Source organism: Paeniglutamicibacter sulfureus (genome assembly GCF_039535115.1).
GTDB lineage: Bacteria > Actinomycetota > Actinomycetes > Actinomycetales > Micrococcaceae > Paeniglutamicibacter > Paeniglutamicibacter sulfureus.
Genome location: NZ_BAAAWO010000001.1, coordinates 2,247,838 through 2,266,832, shown reverse-complemented (window position 1 = coordinate 2,266,832; position 18,995 = coordinate 2,247,838). Strand labels below are relative to the sequence as shown.

General features: G+C 64.8%; 19 protein-coding genes. 7 read left to right on the top strand and 12 right to left on the bottom strand.

The window, feature by feature from the left end; translation table 11 throughout:
* Positions 1–23: 23 nt before the first annotated feature.
* The 4 genes from ABD687_RS10365 to ABD687_RS10350 all read right to left on the bottom strand — a co-directional run bounded on the left by ABD687_RS10365 (position 24) and on the right by ABD687_RS10350 (position 3,064).
* A complete protein-coding gene (locus ABD687_RS10365; protein ID WP_264269507.1) occupies positions 24–320 on the bottom strand; it encodes a DUF503 domain-containing protein in 297 nt (98 codons plus the stop codon).
* Positions 321–396: 76 nt separating this feature from the next.
* The gene (locus ABD687_RS10360) at positions 397–1,650 is read right to left on the bottom strand and encodes an aminotransferase-like domain-containing protein (protein ID WP_310291486.1); all 1,254 of its coding nucleotides are present in this window, start codon (positions 1,648–1,650) and stop codon (positions 397–399) included.
* Between the two features lie 68 nt (positions 1,651–1,718).
* On the bottom strand, positions 1,719–2,372 hold the full coding sequence (locus ABD687_RS10355; protein ID WP_310291489.1) for a hypothetical protein: 654 nt from the start codon (positions 2,370–2,372) through the stop codon (positions 1,719–1,721).
* 290 nt (positions 2,373–2,662) lie between these two features.
* The gene (locus tag ABD687_RS10350) at positions 2,663–3,064 is read right to left on the bottom strand and encodes a helix-turn-helix domain-containing protein (RefSeq protein ID WP_310291492.1); all 402 of its coding nucleotides are present in this window, start codon (positions 3,062–3,064) and stop codon (positions 2,663–2,665) included.
* Positions 3,065–3,420: 356 nt separating this feature from the next.
* Here ABD687_RS10350 and ABD687_RS10345 point away from each other — a divergent pair, with 356 nt between their 5' ends.
* The 4 genes from ABD687_RS10345 (at position 3,421) to ABD687_RS10330 (ending at position 6,820) form a co-directional block, all read left to right on the top strand.
* The gene (locus ABD687_RS10345) at positions 3,421–4,596 is read left to right on the top strand and encodes an NAD(P)-dependent malic enzyme (RefSeq protein WP_310291495.1); all 1,176 of its coding nucleotides are present in this window, start codon (positions 3,421–3,423) and stop codon (positions 4,594–4,596) included.
* A 222-nt stretch (positions 4,597–4,818) separates the two neighbouring features.
* Complete coding sequence (locus ABD687_RS10340) at positions 4,819–5,619, top strand: Gmad2 immunoglobulin-like domain-containing protein (RefSeq protein WP_310291497.1); 801 nt, start codon at positions 4,819–4,821, stop codon at positions 5,617–5,619.
* A gap of 279 nt (positions 5,620–5,898) precedes the next feature.
* Positions 5,899–6,372 carry a DUF4262 domain-containing protein gene (locus tag ABD687_RS10335; protein ID WP_310291500.1) on the top strand — a complete coding sequence of 158 codons (474 nt, stop codon included), beginning with the start codon at positions 5,899–5,901 and terminating at the stop codon, positions 6,370–6,372.
* Between the two features lie 4 nt (positions 6,373–6,376).
* Positions 6,377–6,820: a hypothetical protein gene (locus tag ABD687_RS10330; protein ID WP_264269500.1), complete on the top strand. Its 444-nt coding sequence runs from the start codon at positions 6,377–6,379 to the stop codon at positions 6,818–6,820.
* Positions 6,821–6,930: 110 nt separating this feature from the next.
* Here the strand turns inward: ABD687_RS10330 and cycA are convergent, their stop codons facing one another.
* Complete coding sequence (gene cycA / locus ABD687_RS10325) at positions 6,931–8,406, bottom strand: D-serine/D-alanine/glycine transporter (RefSeq protein WP_310291503.1); 1,476 nt, start codon at positions 8,404–8,406, stop codon at positions 6,931–6,933.
* 205 nt (positions 8,407–8,611) lie between these two features.
* Here cycA and ABD687_RS10320 point away from each other — a divergent pair, with 205 nt between their 5' ends.
* Positions 8,612–9,457, top strand: coding sequence for an HpcH/HpaI aldolase/citrate lyase family protein (locus ABD687_RS10320; protein WP_310291506.1), 846 nt, complete (start codon positions 8,612–8,614; stop codon positions 9,455–9,457).
* Between the two features lie 183 nt (positions 9,458–9,640).
* Entirely contained in the window at positions 9,641–10,261 is a 621-nt protein-coding gene (locus ABD687_RS10315) for a class I SAM-dependent methyltransferase (protein WP_310291508.1), read from the top strand.
* A gap of 17 nt (positions 10,262–10,278) precedes the next feature.
* On the opposite strand, the gene ABD687_RS10310 is transcribed toward ABD687_RS10315, so the two are convergent.
* The 3 genes from ABD687_RS10310 to rraA form a co-directional block, all read right to left on the bottom strand.
* Complete coding sequence (locus ABD687_RS10310; RefSeq protein ID WP_310291511.1) at positions 10,279–11,832, bottom strand: long-chain-fatty-acid--CoA ligase; 1,554 nt, start codon at positions 11,830–11,832, stop codon at positions 10,279–10,281.
* A 115-nt stretch (positions 11,833–11,947) separates the two neighbouring features.
* Positions 11,948–12,604 (bottom strand): SDR family oxidoreductase, encoded by a 657-nt coding sequence (locus ABD687_RS10305; protein WP_310293460.1) that lies wholly within the window; start codon positions 12,602–12,604, stop codon positions 11,948–11,950.
* Between the two features lie 141 nt (positions 12,605–12,745).
* Complete coding sequence (rraA, locus tag ABD687_RS10300; RefSeq protein WP_264269495.1) at positions 12,746–13,210, bottom strand: ribonuclease E activity regulator RraA; 465 nt, start codon at positions 13,208–13,210, stop codon at positions 12,746–12,748.
* 133 nt (positions 13,211–13,343) lie between these two features.
* Between rraA and ABD687_RS10295 the strand changes: the two genes are divergently transcribed.
* Positions 13,344–13,712: a DUF488 domain-containing protein gene (locus tag ABD687_RS10295; RefSeq protein ID WP_310291516.1), complete on the top strand. Its 369-nt coding sequence runs from the start codon at positions 13,344–13,346 to the stop codon at positions 13,710–13,712.
* A 66-nt stretch (positions 13,713–13,778) separates the two neighbouring features.
* Here the strand turns inward: ABD687_RS10295 and ABD687_RS10290 are convergent, their stop codons facing one another.
* The 4 genes from ABD687_RS10290 to ABD687_RS10275 form a co-directional block, all read right to left on the bottom strand.
* Positions 13,779–14,624 carry a fumarylacetoacetate hydrolase family protein gene (locus ABD687_RS10290; protein ID WP_264269493.1) on the bottom strand — a complete coding sequence of 282 codons (846 nt, stop codon included), beginning with the start codon at positions 14,622–14,624 and terminating at the stop codon, positions 13,779–13,781.
* A gap of 72 nt (positions 14,625–14,696) precedes the next feature.
* On the bottom strand, positions 14,697–15,332 hold the full coding sequence (locus ABD687_RS10285) for a bifunctional 4-hydroxy-2-oxoglutarate aldolase/2-dehydro-3-deoxy-phosphogluconate aldolase (protein WP_264269492.1): 636 nt from the start codon (positions 15,330–15,332) through the stop codon (positions 14,697–14,699).
* Positions 15,329–16,894: an N-acyl-D-amino-acid deacylase family protein gene (locus ABD687_RS10280; protein WP_310291521.1), complete on the bottom strand. Its 1,566-nt coding sequence runs from the start codon at positions 16,892–16,894 to the stop codon at positions 15,329–15,331. The genes ABD687_RS10285 and ABD687_RS10280 overlap by 4 nt, the downstream gene beginning before the upstream one ends.
* A gap of 14 nt (positions 16,895–16,908) precedes the next feature.
* Positions 16,909–18,270, bottom strand: coding sequence for a type III PLP-dependent enzyme domain-containing protein (locus ABD687_RS10275; protein WP_310291524.1), 1,362 nt, complete (start codon positions 18,268–18,270; stop codon positions 16,909–16,911).
* Positions 18,271–18,995 lie beyond the last annotated feature (725 nt).

Sequence of the window (18,995 nt, the reverse complement as noted above, 5' to 3'; positions counted from 1 at the left end):
CAAGCGGTGGGTGAACGACGCTGCTACTCGTCCTCGGAGGAATCCAGGCGACGGCGCGCGCTGAGCAGTTGAACTTCAGGGCGGGCCGCGACCAGGCGCTCGATGCCGTCGAGCACCTCAATCACGTGCACGGCGTCCGCCGCGACGAGTCCCGCGGCCACCCCTGCGCGCCGGTGAAGGTCATGTCCGCCGGTCTCCGCGACGGAGACCTCGAAGCGGCGCCTGATCTCGCTGAGTATCGGGCGCACGACGGCACGCTTCTGCTTGAGCGAATGCACATCTCCCAGTAAGAGATCGAACTCGATCCATCCAAACCACATGGCTACATCATGCGCCTTCCGGCAGGAGTCGTGAATCCCTCCGCGCGGGAGTTCCACCGCGCTGGTGCGGCAGTTCCTAGCGGACGCCGTTTTCGGCGATGGCCTCGGCCAGCACCGGGGCCAGGCGCTTGATTCCCTCGCGGATCTTGTCCTCGGGCACCGCGCTGAAGGCCAGACGCAACCGGTGGCTGGGGGCGTCGTGGGGGCTGAAGGCAGCACCGGGAATGAAGACCACCCCTGCCTCGATCCCCTTGGACAGAAGTGGGTAGGTGTCGATTCCTTCCGGCAACGTGACCCAGATGAAGAACCCGCCCTCGGGCCGGGTGTACCCAACACCGTCGGGCATGTACTCGTCCAGGGCCTGAAGCATCGCCTCACAGCGCCCTGCGTAGAGTTCCCGGTAGGTCTGGATCTGCCCGCGCCAGTCATGCTCCGAGAGGTACTTGCTGATCAGCATCTGGTTGAACGTTGCCGGGCAGAGCGTGACGGCCTCGGCGGCCAGGTAGAAGCGACGGAAGAGGTGCGGGGGAACCACCGCCCAGCCGATCCGCAGGCCGGGTGCCAGGATCTTGGAAAACGAGCCCATGTAGATCACGTGGTCCGGGTGGTAGGCGCGCAGCGGCTTGATCGGTTCCCCGGAATAGCGCAACATGCCGTACGGGTTGTCCTCCAGGATGAGGATGTTCTCGGCGATGCAGATCTCGGCGATCTCGGCCCGGCGCTCGGCAGCCAGGGTGATGCCGGAGGGATTGTTGAAGTTGGGGATCGTGTAGAGGAACTTGATCCGTGCCCCCTCGCTGCGCAGCTCGTCGATGCGCTGGCGCAGGGCCGAGGGAATCAGTCCGTGTTCGTCGGTGGCAACGGGTTCGGCGCGCACCTGGTAGGCCTCGAAGGTGTTCAGGGCGCCGACATATGTGGGATCCTCGCACAGCACCGTGTCCCCGGGATTGCAGAAGACCTTGCAGGCGACATCCTGTGCGGCCTGTGACCCGGTGGTGACCACAATGTTATTTGGGTCGACCCCGGTGATCCCTTCCTCGGCCATGACCTCGCAGATCTGCAGGCGCAGTTCCTCGGTGCCCTGGCCGCTGCCGTACTGCAACGCTGTCATGCCCTGGGTCGCGATCAGCTCGGAGGCCATCGCACCGAGCTTTTCCAGGGGCAGCGACTGCAGGTAGGGGTTGCCGCCCGCCAGCGAGACCAAGGTGGGGTCCAGGGAGAGTTCGAAGACGTCGCGGACCGCGGATTGCTTGATGTGCGATGCGCGCTCCGAGAAGAGTGATTCGTGCGCGGCCGCACGGGTCATCGCGATTTCGGTTTCACTGCCCATGCCAGGTTCTGTAGTTGAGGTCACACCGGCACTTTATCAACACTTGTTGCCTATAAGTCAACACCGGGCTATTTCAGGCTAAGGCTTTCACCGATATCAACGCCATCGATGAGGATCCGGGCTTCTTCAGTCCCGGCGGCAACCATGGCGGTGTGGGTGAGCTGGGCAATGATGCGCGGATCGTCGCAAATGCCGCCGGAGCTGAGCTCTCCGGTGAGCTCCACCGTGACGATGCCCTCCGACACCGTGGACGAGACGTAGTACAGGTCCGAACCCGCGAGCGCATTCATCAGGCCCGACTGGCCGAGCTCGATTTCCTTGTTCTCAAGCAAGCCGCTCATGGCCGCCTCCACCTGGCTGGCATAGATCACCGGACCCGTTTCGGTGGCAACGATGCTGTCGCCGCAACCAATCATGGGACCTGCCTTGCCCTGGTCACTGACCGCCACGTAGAAAATCGTCAATGAGGAGGTCGTCGTCTCCGGCAGCGCTGTGGCGGACGGGGACTCCGGGGCGGGAGTTTCAGCCGGCGGGGGACTTCCAACCGAGGATCCGGTGGCGCTCGCCGAATCGGAGGGCTTTGGCGGCAGCGTTGCCGGGGTCGGGATGCTGCTCGGTGCGGCAGCGGCGGACGGAACCTCGCTGGGGATCGCGGAACCGTTGGCAGACGGTGACGGTGACGGTGTCGGTGTTTGTGTCAGCGTCGGAAACGGTGCCGGCATCGGTGTCGGCACGCTTGACGGAACATTTGACGGCGGGGCGGAGACCGAGGGGGCTTTGGACTCAGACGTCCCTGTCCCGGTTGTTGGTGGCGCCGGTGCCGGACCGCCGGTGCAACCCGAGAGCGCCAGAACCATTCCGGCACCCGCAAGACCGCCCAGCAAGAGGCGCATCAAACGATTCCGGAACACGGCTTCCCACTCCTTCAAGCACCTTCATCCGCCATTGCGGCCACTTCCAACATACGAAGGTCTTGCCCGCCGAATCCAGCACGGTGGAGTTGCGGTTGGGCCTATTCCGGGGTGTCGGTCGGCGCTTCGGCGCGGTTGTCGAGCCAGGCCTGCACCGCGGCGGGACGGATCCTGCGGTGCGTGCCGCGGTACTCGACGGGAATGATTCCCGAATCGGTAAGTTTGCGCAGGTAACTAGCCGAAACGCCCGCCATTTTCGCCGCTTGCGAGGTGTTCAATAACGATTCGACGGTACTCACACTCACTTCGTCGCCGAGCGCCATGCGTTGGAGCACCTCAATGAGTGCCGCATGGGCGACATCCGGCAATTGCAACGTGGTGCCATTGACAAAAATGGTGGTGTCCGCTGATTCTTCCAGGGCCGCCGCGAGCCTTGCCGCGGCCTTCTTTTCCAGGGCGGGGAAGGCCCTGACCTTGCTCAATGACGGTGTTGGAGACGACATTCTTCCATCATGCATGATGCCGCACAAAAGTGCCGGTCGGACGCGCGTCGCTGATGCGGGTCCGCATGCCGGATCCGCTGTTCCCCGGCGGCCTGCCGGTGGCGTTTGTTTCACGATGGTTGCGCCAAGCGGTGGCACGATAGCGTCGAAGTGCAGTAGTGTGTGGACCACGGTCTAAAGAAAGTACTGACCAGTGCGCATCGTCTGAGCCCCCACCCCGGGCCGGCAGACGCACAGCGAGGCTAAGCAGTAGGTGATCACCACGTCGACGTGGGATCGGCCGAAACTTACGACATCTACGATCATCGAATCGATTCCTCGCTCCGACACATTTCAGAACTTTCAAGGAGTCTTCCATGTCCATTGACACCTCTCTTAACGCCGCCGCCTCCATCACCGAGGCCGATATCTTCGACGCCCACATCGGCGGCAAGCTCACGGTCCAGTCCAAGATGCCGCTGGCCACCAAGCGGGACCTCTCCATCGCCTACACCCCCGGTGTGGCCCAGGTTTCCCGCGCCATTGCCGCGGACCCTGCCATGCACGCGACCCACACCTGGGCTTCGCGCCTGGTCGTGGTGGTCTCCGACGGAACCGCCGTGCTGGGATTGGGCGACATCGGAGCCGCTGCCTCGCTGCCGGTCATGGAGGGCAAGAGCGCGCTCTTCAAGGAATTCGGTGGCCTCGACTCCATCCCGTTGGTGTTGAACACCACAAACGTCGACGAAATCATCGAAACCCTGGTTCGCCTGCGCCCCAGCTTCGGCGCCGTGAACCTCGAGGACATCTCCGCCCCGCGCTGCTTCGAACTCGAAGAGCGCCTCATCGAGGCCCTTGACTGCCCGGTCATGCACGATGACCAGCACGGCACCGCCGTGGTCGTCCTGGCGTCCCTGCTCAACGCGGCAAAGGTTGCAGGCAAGGAACTGGGCCAGATGCGCGCCGTCATCTCCGGTGCAGGCGCCGCGGGCATCGCCATCGCCGAGATCCTCATCAACGTCGGCCTGGGCGATGTGGTGCTCGTCGATTCCAGGGGCATCATCCACCGCGACCGCGACGACCTGAACGCCATCAAGGCCAAGTACGCGGCCATCACCAACAAGGACGGCCTGATCGGCGGCATCCGCGAGGCGCTCGACGGAGCGGACCTGGTCGTTGGCGTTTCCTCCTCCAAGTTCGTGGAAGAGGACCTGGCCGGCATGAACGACGATGCGATCATCTTCGCACTGTCCAACCCGGATCCGGAAGTCATGCCCGACGTTGCCGCCAAGTACGCAGCCGTGGTCGCCACCGGACGGTCGGATTTCCCGAACCAGATCAACAACGTGCTGGCCTTCCCCGGCATCTTCCGCGGTGCACTGGATGCCGGCGCCCGCCGCATCACCTCCGACATGAAGATCGCCGCGGCCCACGCCATCGCCGAACTGGCGCAGGACAAGCTCTCCGCCGACTACATCGTGCCCTCGCCGCTTGACCCCCGCGTCATGCCGGCAGTTGCCGCCGCCGTAGCCGAGGCCTCGAAGGGCCAGTAGCACTTCGGATCCATCCAACGGCTCCGCTTCGTCCATCCCCCCGGGTGGACAGAACCGGAGCCGTTGGCGTCCGGCCTCTCCACGCCCGACGAGTACCGTTTCGACAGGTGCTCCGCCCGTTTCCTTCGTCCCGGTGCGGGATCGTTGGATGCAATGGAAACGTCACCGAAAAGCGGCCTCCCCGGTCTCGTTTCGGCGCCGGGCGCGCTGTTACAGTGCCTCATGAGTCAGAACCCAGCACCGTCCGGCCGTGGCCGCAAGATCGTTGTCGCGCTTCTCGTGGTGGCACTGGCGGCCGCCCTGGCCTGGGTGGCGATCCTGCTGATGCAGCCCGCGGACGGCCCTGGCGAAGACGGTCCGGGAACGACGGCCTCGCTGGGGACCAGTGCGCCGGCAAGCCCCTCCGCCACCCCCTCGCCAACGTCGAGTGCCTCGGATGTACCCAGTGCCGCGCCGTCATTGCCCGCAGCTGAGGCTGCGATGGTCGTCTGGCCGGATCCGGGAAGCACGCTGCGCTACGCGGCGCCGGAAGAAGCCGCCGCCGGATTCGCCGAGGAATTGGCGGGCTTCACCGACCCGGTCTACGGGGACTTCATGCAGGGCGATTCGCGCTCGGGTGAATTGGAGGTCCGTGCCATATCGGACGGCGCCGTGACCACCGTCCTGTTGCGCCAGCTCACCGACGGCAATTGGTACGCCATCGGGGCGATGAGCAGCGAGATCGTTCTTGATTCACCCAGGGCCGGCGACCCGATCACCTCTCCCGTGGCCCTGTCCGGGACCTCGCGCGCATTCGAGGGGACAGTGGAGGTCGTGGTCCGATCCCACGGTGGCGCCGAGGCACTCGGGACCGGGATCGTGACGGGCGGAGCCGGGCCCGACTTGGGGCCGTTCAGCGGGAGCATCCAGTGGGACAATCCAGGCTCCGGCGGCGGCGTGCTGCTGCTGTTCGAGACCAGCGCCAAGGACGGCAGCATCTGGACGGCCGCCGCGGTCCCGGTCGGGTTCGCGGCGCAGCAATAACCCCGTGGGTTCACGGCAGATCGGCAGGGAGCCCGGCACGCTGCAGGACAAGACCTCCGGACGGGACCGCCTGCCCGCACCCCGGTGTGTCACCTTCCTTTTGAAAGCCACCGGCTCCGGCGACGAGACGGCGGATTCGAACCCGTGCCCCGGGTGCCGGACCCGCCGTCCGTCTCGGACGTTATCCACAATTCCCACCCGGCGCCCCACCGCACGACGGGAACGGCGAACACTGGGAGATGTCAGCAAAACGTGGGGACGAACCAAGGAGCGGGAATCATGTGCCTCGAATGCGATGGGTGGACGGCCGACGAGGTGCGGCAAAGCATCGACAACCTGATCGATCAATACGGGTGGGCCGTTCAATATGTGGAAGACCCCAATCTGCGCCGGTGTTTCGGCTACACCGTCGGACTCGCGAAACTGGGTGAGTCGGAATTCCTGGTCCGCGGCCTCGACATGGCCGAAACCAACCGGTTACTCAACGGCTTTGCAACCTCGGTGACCCGGCGCCATGAACACTTCGACAACGGCCACACGGCCGATGGGCCCGACGGACGGAAGCTGTATTTCTCCACCATGCACGGGGCCACCAAGTTCGCCCTGGGTGCCTACTCTCGTTACGGGCACGGAACACGGGTGCTGGAAATCCATTTCATGGATCGCGAGGTGCCGCCGTCGACTCCCGCACTGATGTTCAAGTCGGTGTCGGCCCCGGTCGGCCACGGACCTGTCACGGGCCGAAAGCGTTAAGGACATGCTGTTTGGACCGGCTTCGGATCCCGCAAGCCTGGAGTTTCTGCGGCCGATTCGCGAGCTGATTTGCCAAGAGGGCTACGCCGTCGTCAACGACACCGACTCCGAACACAGACAGGAAGTCTGCTACTCGGTTGGACTGACTGACAAAGGCTTGCCCGAGCTCATCGCAGGGATGGAAGACTTCACCGAATTTCCACAGGGGTCCCCGGGCATGCTGCACCATCTGGCCCGCATGTTGCTGGCGCGGGGCGGCAGCTATGGGGAAGGTGACATCTTTGAATTCCACGGGCAGTGGGTACGACTGGTGCCCGAGACCCTCTACAAGGCGCAGTGCGACGTGAACCTCGGGCTGTACGGCCCAAAGTTCTCCTTGCTGCAGGTCGCTCCCTGTTCCCCGAACCCTACGGAACGGAAAAAAGTCCAACCGGTTTGCCTCAACTGACTCCAGGGCCGCGGGGGGCCTGGAATGACTCCCCGTCAATGCGAAAGGCGGCGGATGCGACCACCCGTAAATCGGGTCATCGCATCCGCCGCTTCGTTGGGGTGGGGGTGCTAGGCGCGCAGGCGGGCCCTGCGTGCTGCGTGTTCGGCCGCGACCTTGGCATCGTGCTCGGCGCGGATTGCCGCGTGCTCCGGGTTGCGGCGAACCATCAGGTATCCGAGGCCCAGTGCTACGAACCAGATAGGGGTGAAGACCAGAGCCATCAGCGTGTCGGGCTGGGTGGTCAGGGCCCAGATGATGAAGCCGAAGAAAGCAAGCACCACATAGGGCATGAACAATCCGCCGGGCATCTTGAACTTGCTGGCCTCATTCAGCTCCGGGCGGCGACGGCGGTAGACGATGTAGCTGATCAAGATGATCGACCATACGAACATGAAGCACAGCGCCGAGATCGTGGTGACCAAGGTGAAGGCCTCGGCCACCGAACCCTCCGCATAGAGCAGGGCCACGCCGGCGAGCAGGAACATGCAGGAGAAGATCAATGCGTTCTTCGGAACCTTGCGGCTCGAGAGCTTTCCGAAGACCTTGGGTGCATCGCCCTCGCGAGCCAGCCCGTAAACCATGCGTGACGTGGAATATATGCCCGAGTTCGCGCTGGAAGTCGCCGAGGTGAGCACGACGAAGTTGATTACGCCTGCGGCACCGACCAAGCCAGCCAAGGCGAACATTCCCACGAAGGGTGACTCATCGGCGGAGTAGCTGGTCCACGGACGGACAGCCATGAGAATGAACAAAGCACCGACGTAGAAGAGCAGCACGCGGATCGGGATGGAGTTCACTGCGCGGGGCAGGTTCCGTTCCGGGTCCTTGGTCTCGGCGGCAGCGGTGCCGACCAATTCGATGCCGACGAAGGCGAACACGGCGATCTGGAAGCCTGCAACAAAGCCCATGAAGCCGGTCGGGAACATCCCGCCGTGTTCCCACAGGTTGGTGAACGATGCTCGGGCACCATCGGTTTCGAAGCTCATGATGATCATGACGAGGCCGACGACGATCAGGGCCATGATGGCGATGATCTTGATCAGCGCGAACCAGAACTCGGTCTCGCCAAAGGCTCGGACCGTGGGAAGGTTCAATGCGAGCAAGACCAGGATGCAGAGGATGGCCGGAATCCACAGGGCGAGGTCGGGCCACCAGAATGCGACATAGTGGGCAATGGCCACCACGTCGGCGATGCCGGTGACAATCCAGCAGAACCAGTAGGTCCAGCCGGTGAAGAAAGAAGCCCATGGACCCAGGAGGTCGCCGGCAAAGTCCCCGAAGTTCTTGTACTTCAGGTTGCTCAGCAGCAATTCGCCCATGGCGCGCATGACGAAGAAAAGCATGAAGCCGATGACCATGTAAACGAAGATGACGGAGGGGCCGGCCACCGAGATGGTCTTGCCCGAACCCATGAACAGCCCCGTGCCGATGGCACCGCCAATGGCCATGAGTTGGATGTGGCGGTTTGAGAGGGCCCGTTCCAGTGGCGGATTGCCGTCGGTGGACTCTTCGCCCGGTGCTTTGTCGAGCGTTTTTTCAGTCATGGTGCGGACTATCCTTGTGGAGATTGGTGTTGCCTGTGACGGCCAGTACAGAGCCTCAAAAACCCTACTGCAATTCCCGCAACCGGCGAAAATGGGGGTCGAGTTAATCACACCGTTGACGCATTTGCCGATCATTGGCGACTTTGCGTGCCTGCTGCACGTCGCGCGTTGGTACCTTGGCACGCGAAGTCGGTAGGCTGGAGGCATGGCATTCCGTAACCGTCGCGCAGCTAACCTTCCGGCAAAACTTTCCCGCTCTTGGCTGCTAGTCAACGCCTCGAAGCCCGAGGACTTCGGCCCGGCGCTCGCGTCCGAGGCCGATTCGGTCATCTTCGACATGGAAGCCGCAGTTCCGGACGACAAGAAGGATGCCGCACGCGAAGCCGTGGTCGAGGCACTGTCCACCGGAATGACGGCCTGGGTGCGCGTCAACGGAATCGACACCGACTTCTGGGCCAAGGACCTGGCCGACCTGTCCAAGGCCCCTGGCCTGCGCGGGGTCATGCTGGCCATGACCGAAAAGCCCGAGCAGGTCACCTACACGGCCATGCGCCTGCAGGCAGGCACCCCGGTGCTAGCCCTGGTTGAATCCGCGCTCGGCATCGAGAGCGCCACCGCGATCGCCTCGGCCCCCGGTACTTTCCGCCTGGCCTTCGGCGTGAACGATTTCCGCAAGGACACCGGCGTTTCCGGAGACCCGTTGGCTCTGGCCTACGCCCGCGGCAAGCTCGTGGTGGCATCGCGCGTGGGCAAGCTCCCCGGTGCCATCGACGGGCCTCCTGCACCGGGTGCGGATGCCGCCGAAGTCTTGGCCGACTCCGCGATCACCGCATCGATGGGCATGACCGGCAAGCTGGCGCTCTCGCGCACCCAGGTCGATGAGATCAACCGGGGTCTTTCGCCCAGCACCGACGAGCTGTCCTGGGCACACGACATGCTTGACGCCCACGCGGCCGGCGCCACGGTGGGCGATGGTTCTTACCTGCCGCGTCTGGCACGTGCACAGAAGATCGCCGACCTGGCCGACTCCTACGGATTGTGGAACGCCTAAGACCTCCGGTCGCCCGCGGGTGACCATGGCCCGGCAGGTGCGTTTCACGACGCACCTGCCGGGCTTTTCCATTTGTGCCATGCCTTGTGCCGACAGCCCTTGCCCCCTTGCAAGCAGGGCCGTCCGCACAGAGACTGTTGGCATGAGCGATGAAGGATCCGGCCGATCGGAGGTTTTGGCCTGATGACCAATCTCTATGAGAAACACGTGTTGCCTCGTCTCGCCGCGTTCTCCTGCGGCACCAAGTCCCTGGACCCGATGCGAACGCGGGCGTGCTCCGGGCTTGCCGGTAGGGTGCTGGAACTGGGTTTCGGCTCGGGAAGCAACGTGGGGCACTACCCGAAGGAAACGACGGAGGTGGTGGCCATTGAGCCCTCCGACACCGCCTGGCGGCTATCGGCCGGCGCACGGGCGGCATCGGCCATCCGGATCCTGCGCGGATCGGTTGACGGCCAGCAGCTGGGGGAGCCCGACGGGTACTTCGATGCCGCACTGAGCACCTTCACGCTGTGCACCATTCCGGATGCCGCCGCTGCCCTGGCTGAGGTCCACCGCGTGCTCAAGCCCGGCGGGGCGCTGCATTTCCTGGAACATGGGCTGGCCCCCGATGAAAAGGTCCAACGCTTCCAGCGCCGGGTCGAACCCCTTCAGAAGGCGCTGGCCGGAGGTTGCCATCTCACCCGTTCCGTCGCTGAGATGCTTCACGATGCAGGGTTTCAGACCACCGAGTTGGACACTTTCTACCTGCCCGGAGCGCCGCGCTTCGAGGGTGCGATCAGCCTGGGCGTGGCGACCCGTTCCTGAACTCCCGCCCCGGCCGCCTACTCGTGCGAGTACCGGGTGACCAGCTCGCGCTTGAGCACCTTCCCGCTGGGGCCCAGCGGGAAATCCGCCACGATTTCGACAAGCCGCGGATACTTGTAGGCCGCCAGCCGTTCCCTGGCGTAGTCGCCAATGGCGTCGGCACCCAAAAGGCTCCCTGCCGCAAGGGTCACCGCGGCCACGATTTCCTGGCCGTGCTTTTCATCCGGCACCCCGAAGACCGCGGCATTGGTGATCTCCGGGTGGGTGACCAGCACTTCCTCGACCTCGCGCGGGTACACGTTGTAGCCGTTGCGCAGGATAATGTCCTTCTTCCGGTCCACGATGCTGATGTAGCCGTCCTTGTCCTTGGTGCCCAGATCCCCGGTGCGGAACCAGCCATCCACCATGGCTTCGGCCGTTGCCTCGGGGCGGTTCAGGTACCCGGAGAAGAGATTGTGTCCGCGGATCACCAGCTCGCCCAATTCACCGGTTTCCAGCAACTCGATGGCATCGGAGACCTCTGGGCGGGCAACCTCGATCTCGACTCCCCAGACGGGCTGGCCCACGGTTCCTGGCCGCGGCTCGATGCCCACGTGGTTGAAGGAGGCCACCGGTGAGGTCTCGGTCAGTCCGTAACCCTCGTGGATTGTCGCGCCGAAGTGCTCGCTGAATCCCTCGAGGATGGCCAGCGGCAGGGCAGCGCCGCCGGAAACCGCGTAGCGCAGCGCCGGGGCAGGCTCCGGGCGCACCTTGGCCGCGGCCAGCAACCCCACGTACATGGTGGGCACGCCGATGAAGATGTTCACGCCCTCGTCCAACACCATGTCCAAGGCCGCCTCTCCGGTGAACTTGGGCAGCAGCAGGATCTCGGCGCCGGCGCGCAACCCCGCGTTCAAGGCCACGGTCTGCCCAAAGGTGTGGAAGAGCGGCAGGCCGCCAAAGAGCTTGTCTCCCCGGCGCATGTCGAAGGTGTTCAGCAACAGCACGTTGACCTGCTCGACAAGGGCGAAGTGGGTGCCAAGCGCGCCCTTGGGCTTGCCGGTGGTGCCGGATGTGTACAGGATCGTGGCGATGTCCAACGGCCCGCGCGGAACGTAGGTGCCAATGGGTGTTGCGGCCCTGGCGAGGTCCTCAAGACCGGGAAGATCCCCGGCCTCGGGAGACATCACGGTGAAGACCCGCGCCCCGGCCGCCAGCGCACCCGGTGCCCCCTCGCCCAGCAGCGGCGCGGCGCAAATGAGCGTCTGCGCCCCGGCGTCGCCCAACACGTATTCGATCTCATGGCGCTTGAAGAGCGCATGCACGGGAACCGCCACGGCTCCCAGGGCCAGCACCGCATAGTAGACGCGGGCGAAGTCGGTGACGTTGGGGATCATGATGGCGACCTTGTCCCCGTCCGTCACCCCGGCCTCGCGCAAGGCCCCGGCGTAGGCTCGCGCCTGGTCCCACAGATCCTTGTAGCTGGTGCTGGCCCCGCCCAGGGTGATGGCCGGCAGGTCGCCGTGGCGCTTGGCGCCCTCTGCCAGGATGGCTGCAACGGACAGGGTGGCGTTTGGAACTGGTGCGTTCACGGCGGATTCTCCCAAGACGAAGGTGCGGGCGGGCTCTCGCCCATCGTGCTCGCCGTGCCACCCGCCTGTCAACGAACAGCGCCTCGCGTGGCCCGCCGTTCACCGAGGAACCGGGTCAGTTGCCCGCGGCCACGACTTGGGCGACCGGGACGTCCCCGTCGCTGAAGTTGATGGTCCGGCCGATGCTAGCCGGCTCATCGAGCGCCGCCACGATGGCCAGTGCCGTGTTGGCCCGGGAGGTCGAGGTGTCCGACGCGGGGTCGGGCATCGGGTTCAGCAGACCGGTGGGTTCGGCAAGGGTCAGTGCCCCGGGGCCCAGGATGGTGTAGTCCAGGGCGCTGGCACGCAGGTGTTCGTCGGCGGCGATCTTGGCGGCCATGTAAGGGTAGAACGGGTCATCCAGTGCCACCAGGTGCTCGGTGTCGGCGGTGAGGAATGAGACCATGACATAGCGCTTGGCCCCGGTGATCTCCGCGGCGTTCATGGAACGGATGGCGGCGTCGCGGTCGACGGCATAGGTGCGGTCCGGGTTTCCGCCGCCGGCCCCGGCTGACCAGACAATCGCTTCGGCACCCTGGAAGGCCTCGGCCATTTCTGCGGTCGTCGCGTTCTCCACATCCAGCACCAGTGGCGTGGCACCCGTGGCGGAGACATCCGCGGCGTGGTCGGGGTTGCGGATGACAGAGATGACGGTGTCGCCTCGCTTGGCCAACTGGGCAGCTGCCAACAGCGCGACCTTGCCATGGCCGCCAATGATCGTGACCTTCATGATGCTCCTTGAGTCGTGTTCAACGTGTGCCTGGATGTGCGGCGTCCGCGTCGAGCGGTCCAATGAGGTGCCCGGTGTGCTGCATTCCGTCCCTAGTCTTTCAGTTTTCGAGCGGGTGCGGGGCGAACCACCGGGCCGGGACCCTTAGGCGGCCACGAGGATTCCGTCCTCGTCCGAGTACAGCATGGCGCCGGGGACGAAGGTGACCCCGCCAAAGGACACGACCAGGTCCACCGCGCCGACCGAATCCTTGGCGCTCTTGCGCGGGTTCGAGCCCAAGGCCTTGATGCCCAGCGGGGTGTCGGCCAGGGCCACACGGTCACGGATCGCGCCGTTGATCACGACGCCGGCCCAGCCGTTCTCCACGGCAGCGGCGGCGATCATGTCGCCCATCAGTGCGGATTCCAGCGACCCGGCCCCGTCGACCACCAGCACCGCGCCTTCGCCCGGGGAGTTGAGCAGGGACTTGACCAGGCCGTTGTCCCGGTAGCAGCGCACCGTGCGCACCGGACCGCTGAAGCGGGGGTGGGCACCAAAATTCTCAAATTGCAGGGAAACCGATTGCAGGTTTTCATCGTTGTCGAAGAGATCGCAGGTGGTAAACGTCATGTTCCCCAGCCTACGATTCACGGTGCCGGAATCCGGCCGGTGTTACGCCGGATGCGGGGTGTCCGTTCGCGACGCCCGGTGGGGCCAAAGTTGTTGGCTGGGCCTCTGGGTGGTTTCGGCGTAGCATGCGGCCATGGGCAACGTGGTGATCAAGCGAGTCTACGAGGCAGCCGCAAGCGACGACGGCTACCGGGTCCTGGTGGATCGGATCTGGCCCCGGGGCATCAAGAAGGATGATGCGGAACTGGACCTCTGGCTCAAGGAAGCAGGGCCGTCCGATGAACTTCGAAAGCAATTTGGCCACGTCGCCAAGAAATTTCCGGCCTTTGCCAAGGCCTATCGCAAGGAACTGGACGGTTCGGAGGCCTTGGAGAAATTGTTGTCCCTAGCCAGCGACAAGGAGCGACTGTGTCTCTTGTATGGGGCCAAGGACGAGGAACACAACCAGGCCGTGGTGCTGCGTTCGGTCATCGGGGAGCAGCTGGGCACGGGCGGGGCGTAATCGGTAGAGCGGATCCGGGGCCCAACGACGGAGCCATCCGCCACTGCGCCCCGGATCGGCAGGCGCCTAGATAAAGGTGTTGCTGCTGGTGCCCAGGGATTCGATGGAGGTTTCCAGCACGTCGCCTGCCTTCAGCCACGGGTGGCGTCCGGCCTCGTTGCGCCTGCCCAGGGCCACGCCGGCGGGGGTCCCGGTGAGGATCACGTCGCCGGGGCGCAGCTCATTGAACACCGACAGGTAGGCCACCAGCGCCGCGGGGGAGAAGACCAGGTCGGCGGTGGAATCTTCCTGCACGATCTCCCCGTTCACGCGCGTGGTGATTTTCGCACCCGTGGCGAAGTCCTCTGGGCTGACCAGCCATGGGCCCAATGGCGAAGCCGCGTCCCAGCACTTGCCCTGGGTCCATTCGGTGGTGCGGCCTTGGTAGCCGCGCATGGACACGTCGTTGGAGACCGCGTAACCGGCAATGTGCTTGGGGGCATCGGCCTCGGAGATGCGGCGCCCGGGTTCGCCGATAATGACGGCGAGCTCGCCCTCCCAGTCGATGCGGTGGTCCTCGGCCGGGATCTCGATCTCGTCGTTGGCCCCGGTCAACGAGGAGGCGAACTTGGTGAAGACCGTGGGGAACTCGGGTTCCTCCTTGCCGACTTCGGCAATGTGGTTGCGGTAGTTCAGCCCGATGCAATACACCTTGGCCGGGTTGGTGATCAGCGGGGCGTAGTCGGCGTCGGCCAGCTCGGCGACGGCGCCGGTGGCGGCTACACCCAATGCCGCGGTGCGGGCCTCGGGGTCGGCGGCCAGGAAGGCCCCCACATCGGCGAAGCCCTCGAGCTCGCTGAAGTTCTTCTCGGTGATCAAGGCGGCAAAGGTGCTTTCGGGCGCATCGGCCCGGCGCAATGTGGCAAGTTTCATGCCCTTATCCCATCACATGGGCACCGATGCGCCGGAACCGGTGACGCATTTTTTCTTTTCCCGCGGGTGCCGCTAGCGCAGGGCGGCAGTGAATTCGGCTGCAAGCATGGCAATGGCCTCGTGTTCGCCAGCGGCCACCAGTGCTCCGGGAACCACCGAGGAATCGACACACACAGCCAGCGCCCCTGCCTCCAGGAACTCCTTGGCATTGGCCAGGGTGACCCCGCCGGTGGGCAGCAGGCGCACGCCCGGGTAGGGCCCCTGCAACTCGGTGAGGTAGCGCGAACCCATGATTGCGGCGGGGAAGATCTTGACCATGGCACTGCCAAGGTCAAGGGCCATGGCCACTTCGGTCGGGCTCATGGCCCCCAGGCAAAATGGCACCCCGGCCTGTGCGGCGACCTCGGCCACCTCCGGGCGGATGCCGGGGGCGACGATGAACTGGGCCCCTGCATCGATGGCGGCGCGAGCCTGGTCGGCGTGCAGCACGGTTCCGGCTCCGACCACTGCTCCGTGGGTCTGCACGGTGTCGGCGGCGCGGGCCAGGTGGGTGAGCATCCCGGGGGTCGTGAAGGTCAGTTCCACCGCGTAGATGCCCCCGGAGACCAGTGCGCCGCACAATTCTGCGGCGTCGGTGATCGCTTCGGTGCGGACCACCGCCAGGGCCTTGTCGCGTTGGAGCATCTGGATCATTTCCGGCGTGTTCATGTGGATTGCGTTCTTCCTTTCGCGCTGCGTCGCAGCGCCCGGCCGGCGAGGGCCGAAGTGGGTAGGTGCTCGGAAACGGCGGCCACGCCGTTGACGAACACGTGCTGTATTCCTGCCGCCGGTTGCCATGGATCGGCAAAGGTGGCCCTGTCAATAATGACATCCGGAGAGAAGACCAGCACATCGGCGGCGTTCCCCTCGGCCAGCAAACCGCGACCGACAAGTCCCAGGCGGGCCGCTGGACGGCCGGTGAGCTGGTGGATCATCCCCGGCATGTCCATCGGTCCCGCTTCCCCGGCATACTGCGCCATGAAGCGCGGAAAGGCCCCCCAGGTACCTGGGTGGGCAGCGGCCACAGGCACTCCGGGACCGGACCCGCTGTGGCTGCGGTGCCCCATGATGGCCCGCAGGTTTTCCTCGTTCCCGGTGCGGTGCAGGATGCCGGTGGCCAGCTCGTCGGCGCCCAGGATGCGCAGGAAAGTGGTGACCACGTCGGTTGACTGGATCGCGGCAATCCGGGTGATGTCCTGGCCCACCAACATGGACAGCCGTGCGGAACCCACCGAGGCGATGCGCACCGCTTTCCAGTCGATGTTCGGATCGGCCTGGACCTCGGCCCGGATCCGCGCCACGGCATCGGCATCGTCGAAGCGGGCCAGGATGTCGGCGGTGTGCCCTTCCCGTGCCCAGGAAGGCAACAACGAGGACAGGAGCCCGGGGACCTCGAGGTAGGGGTGGGAATCGCAGCCCAGGTCGACGCCGGCATCCAGGGCCGCGTCAAGCATGTCCAGAAGTTCCGCAACCGTACCCGGGGATGCCCCGGCATCCATGCGCAGATGGGCCAGTTGTAGGGACACCTCGGTCCTGGCGGCCACGGCGATGCTGCCGGCCACGGCTTCCAGCACAGTGCCGTGGTGCGGGTCGTGTTCCGGGGACCAATAGCCGCCGCAGGCGGCAATGGCCGTGCCCAAGGCCTCAAGCTCCGCTGCGGTTGCGCGAGGCTCCGGGTCATGTTCCGGGCCGGAGGACATGCCCACCGCGCCCTGCTCCAAGGCATCGGCAATGGCCTTGGCCTGGGCGGCAATCATTTCGGCCACGGACGCGCCCTCTACGCCTCGCATGGCAACGGCCCGCACGGTCCCCAGCGGCACCAGGCAGGCCACATTGGCGCCTGTTCCCTCGTCGATCCGGTCAAGGTATTGGCCCACAGACGGCCAGTCAAGTGGTGCACGCGATTCCGGGGCTTCTACGTGCGGTGCCGGGGAGAGCTTCTCCTGCCCCAGGACGAAGGTGGTCACGCCCTGCGTGAGGGCTGCATGGTGGGCAGGACCGGTCGGCTGGGTCGGCTCGGAGCGCCCGTGCATGTCGATGAATCCTGGACAGGTGACCAGGCCAGACCCGTCGATGACCAGCGTGTCGCCGTCCTCGATGAAAGCCCCGGCCGGGAGAATGCGTGAAATGAGGCCGTCCTCGAGCACGACGTCGCCGGCGTATTCGGCGCTCCCGGAGCCGTCGATGATGCGGGTGCGGGTGATGGCTGTGCGCACCGGGAGCGGGCGCACAGCATCGATCCGCATTAGAAGAAGGTGTGAACTAGGGAGACGACCCGTTGGTCCTCCACTGCGTCCTCGAGGACCGGGATCAACGACCACTTGTCAAAGGCAGTGCAGGGGTGGGACAGGCCCAGCCGGATCACGTCGCCGACCTTTACCGTGGTGGTGGCCGGATCGAAGCGCAGGAAAGAGTGCTGGTCGTATTGCGTCACGATGCTCGCACCGACCAACTCGGTCATTTCGCTGCCCAGATCTGGACCGATCATTTCTGGTTCGGGCAGTCCCTCATCGAAGGGAAAATCGCGCTTGCCGCCGTCGAGCAGGGCCAGACCCGCCTCGGGCTGCGAAACCACGCGGGCCCAGCCGTGCATGGCGGCGCGAAACGGGGCAATGCGCTGGCGGGCGAAGTGTGAAATGCCGCGGTGGAACCGGTCGTCATGCACCAGGTAGTCCCCGGACCGGATCAAGACATCGATCCGACGGCCCCCGGCGCCGGTGCCGGCGTCAATGGCGGGTGACAGCATCGATGCAACATCCTCGAAGCTGGCCCTGCCACCGGTGCTCAAGATCAAATTCGCCCCGGCGGCGTAGTGCCCGGACGCCAAAATGAGTTTGTGCGCCTTGAACATCTGCACCAGGTAATCACGCACTGTTTGCAGGGCGGCCTCGTCGGCGCCGTGGGCCGGTGTACCCTCATAGCCGCCGATGCCCACAAGGATGAGGTGGGTGGATGCGGCAACGGCGCGGGAGATGTCCAGTACTTCATTGATGGTACGGGCGCCGGTGCGGCCGACGGAGCCGCCGAGCTCCACCATCACCCGCAGGGGAGTGGGCGTGCTTTCCATGCTTGCGGCCAGTTGCGTGAGCGTGGTTTCAAGCAGCTCCACGCTTTGCAACGAGTCGACCCATGAGACTACTTCGAAATCGTCCCCGGTCACCGAGGACACCCAGGCGATGGCCCTCGGGTCGGAAAGCGTATTGGGGAGCAGCACCCTCGCGATGCCATGGGCATGTGCCACACGCATTTGGGCGTAGTTGGCCAAGGTGATGCCCCACGCGCCGCGTTCCAATTGTTCGGCCCACAATTGCGGGGCCATGGTGGTGGTGCCATGCGGGGACAACAACACCCCGCGCGCGCTGCCCCAGGCAGAGATCTGCTTGAGGTTGTGGGTCATGGCCGTGAGGTCCAGGGTCAACAGCGGCGTTTGCAGCTGGGAAAGCTCCACGTCCCCCGAAGTGAATTCGGCGGCGCTTTGCCCCTGGAAGGTGGCTGGTATGGCTTTGTGTCGCCAGTCGAGGGTGACGCGACCCAGGTTGGCGATCATATCGACAGCATAGGCGGGGGAAGCCAGGGTAGTTCGTTCCGATTGTGCAAGATCATCCACGGCTAATTCCTTATTAATTCGGCCAGAGGCACTGTATTGGATGGTCATGGGGAGTTACGGACACACAGGCTTAATGTGTAACACGGCCGGGAATATTCCGCCAACACATTCCGGTACGCGAACAGGCCCCCGGCGGTGGTGATGCCGGGCTGCGGCACCATGACGGAACCACAACGGCCCGAATGAAGGAAAGGTGAATCGCCCTTCAGCGTCCGGCCCCCGATGGCCACGATGACATTTACTGCATTCCACCGTTCGCTCTGGCGGGCTGCACAGACCGGAATGAAAGGAATTAATCGACGATTCACATGTTGGGATTGGCACCTTCCGAATGTGAATAAACGAACGGCGGTGAGATGCCCCGAATGGGCCTCGAGTATTGATTTCGACGTCGTTGAAAGGGCAAGGACGCGCGAATTCTGTCGTGGCACGAAGATGTTCTCCATGGGTCCATGGTGGGCCTTGTTCCGGAGCGGCCAGGCTGGCGCCAACGGCCATGGGCACCCTGCCTGTCCCGCCTCCGGACAGGAATTCCCCTTTCTCTCAGCGGTGTCCAATGCGCAGATGGTTGATGAACCATGCGGCAAGCCGGAATCCGACGTTCTGATGTGAGGGCCACTACTTTTTTGACTCAGTGTTTTGCTCTTCGGGACGCTTGGCGGGCTGTCGGGCCGGGGACACGCGGAGTAGGATCGGGAGACACTCACTTGAGGAGACCAGATCCA

Excerpts from the sequence above, each read along its gene's own strand:
- ABD687_RS10365 (WP_264269507.1), bottom strand. The coding sequence starts at position 320 with ATGTGGTTTGGATGGATCGAGTTCGATCTCTTACTGGGAGATGTGCAT.
- ABD687_RS10360 (WP_310291486.1), bottom strand. The coding sequence starts at position 1,650 with ATGGGCAGTGAAACCGAAATCGCGATGACCCGTGCGGCCGCGCACGAA.
- ABD687_RS10355 (WP_310291489.1), bottom strand. The coding sequence starts at position 2,372 with ATGCCGGCACCGTTTCCGACGCTGACACAAACACCGACACCGTCACCG.
- ABD687_RS10350 (WP_310291492.1), bottom strand. The coding sequence starts at position 3,064 with ATGTCGTCTCCAACACCGTCATTGAGCAAGGTCAGGGCCTTCCCCGCC.
- ABD687_RS10345 (WP_310291495.1), top strand. The coding sequence starts at position 3,421 with ATGTCCATTGACACCTCTCTTAACGCCGCCGCCTCCATCACCGAGGCC.
- ABD687_RS10340 (WP_310291497.1), top strand. The coding sequence starts at position 4,819 with ATGAGTCAGAACCCAGCACCGTCCGGCCGTGGCCGCAAGATCGTTGTC.
- ABD687_RS10335 (WP_310291500.1), top strand. The coding sequence starts at position 5,899 with ATGTGCCTCGAATGCGATGGGTGGACGGCCGACGAGGTGCGGCAAAGC.
- ABD687_RS10330 (WP_264269500.1), top strand. The coding sequence starts at position 6,377 with ATGCTGTTTGGACCGGCTTCGGATCCCGCAAGCCTGGAGTTTCTGCGG.
- cycA (WP_310291503.1), bottom strand. The coding sequence starts at position 8,406 with ATGACTGAAAAAACGCTCGACAAAGCACCGGGCGAAGAGTCCACCGAC.
- ABD687_RS10320 (WP_310291506.1), top strand. The coding sequence starts at position 8,612 with ATGGCATTCCGTAACCGTCGCGCAGCTAACCTTCCGGCAAAACTTTCC.
- ABD687_RS10315 (WP_310291508.1), top strand. The coding sequence starts at position 9,641 with ATGACCAATCTCTATGAGAAACACGTGTTGCCTCGTCTCGCCGCGTTC.
- rraA (WP_264269495.1), bottom strand. The coding sequence starts at position 13,210 with ATGACGTTTACCACCTGCGATCTCTTCGACAACGATGAAAACCTGCAA.
- ABD687_RS10295 (WP_310291516.1), top strand. The coding sequence starts at position 13,344 with ATGGGCAACGTGGTGATCAAGCGAGTCTACGAGGCAGCCGCAAGCGAC.
- ABD687_RS10290 (WP_264269493.1), bottom strand. The coding sequence starts at position 14,624 with ATGAAACTTGCCACATTGCGCCGGGCCGATGCGCCCGAAAGCACCTTT.
- ABD687_RS10285 (WP_264269492.1), bottom strand. The coding sequence starts at position 15,332 with ATGAACACGCCGGAAATGATCCAGATGCTCCAACGCGACAAGGCCCTG.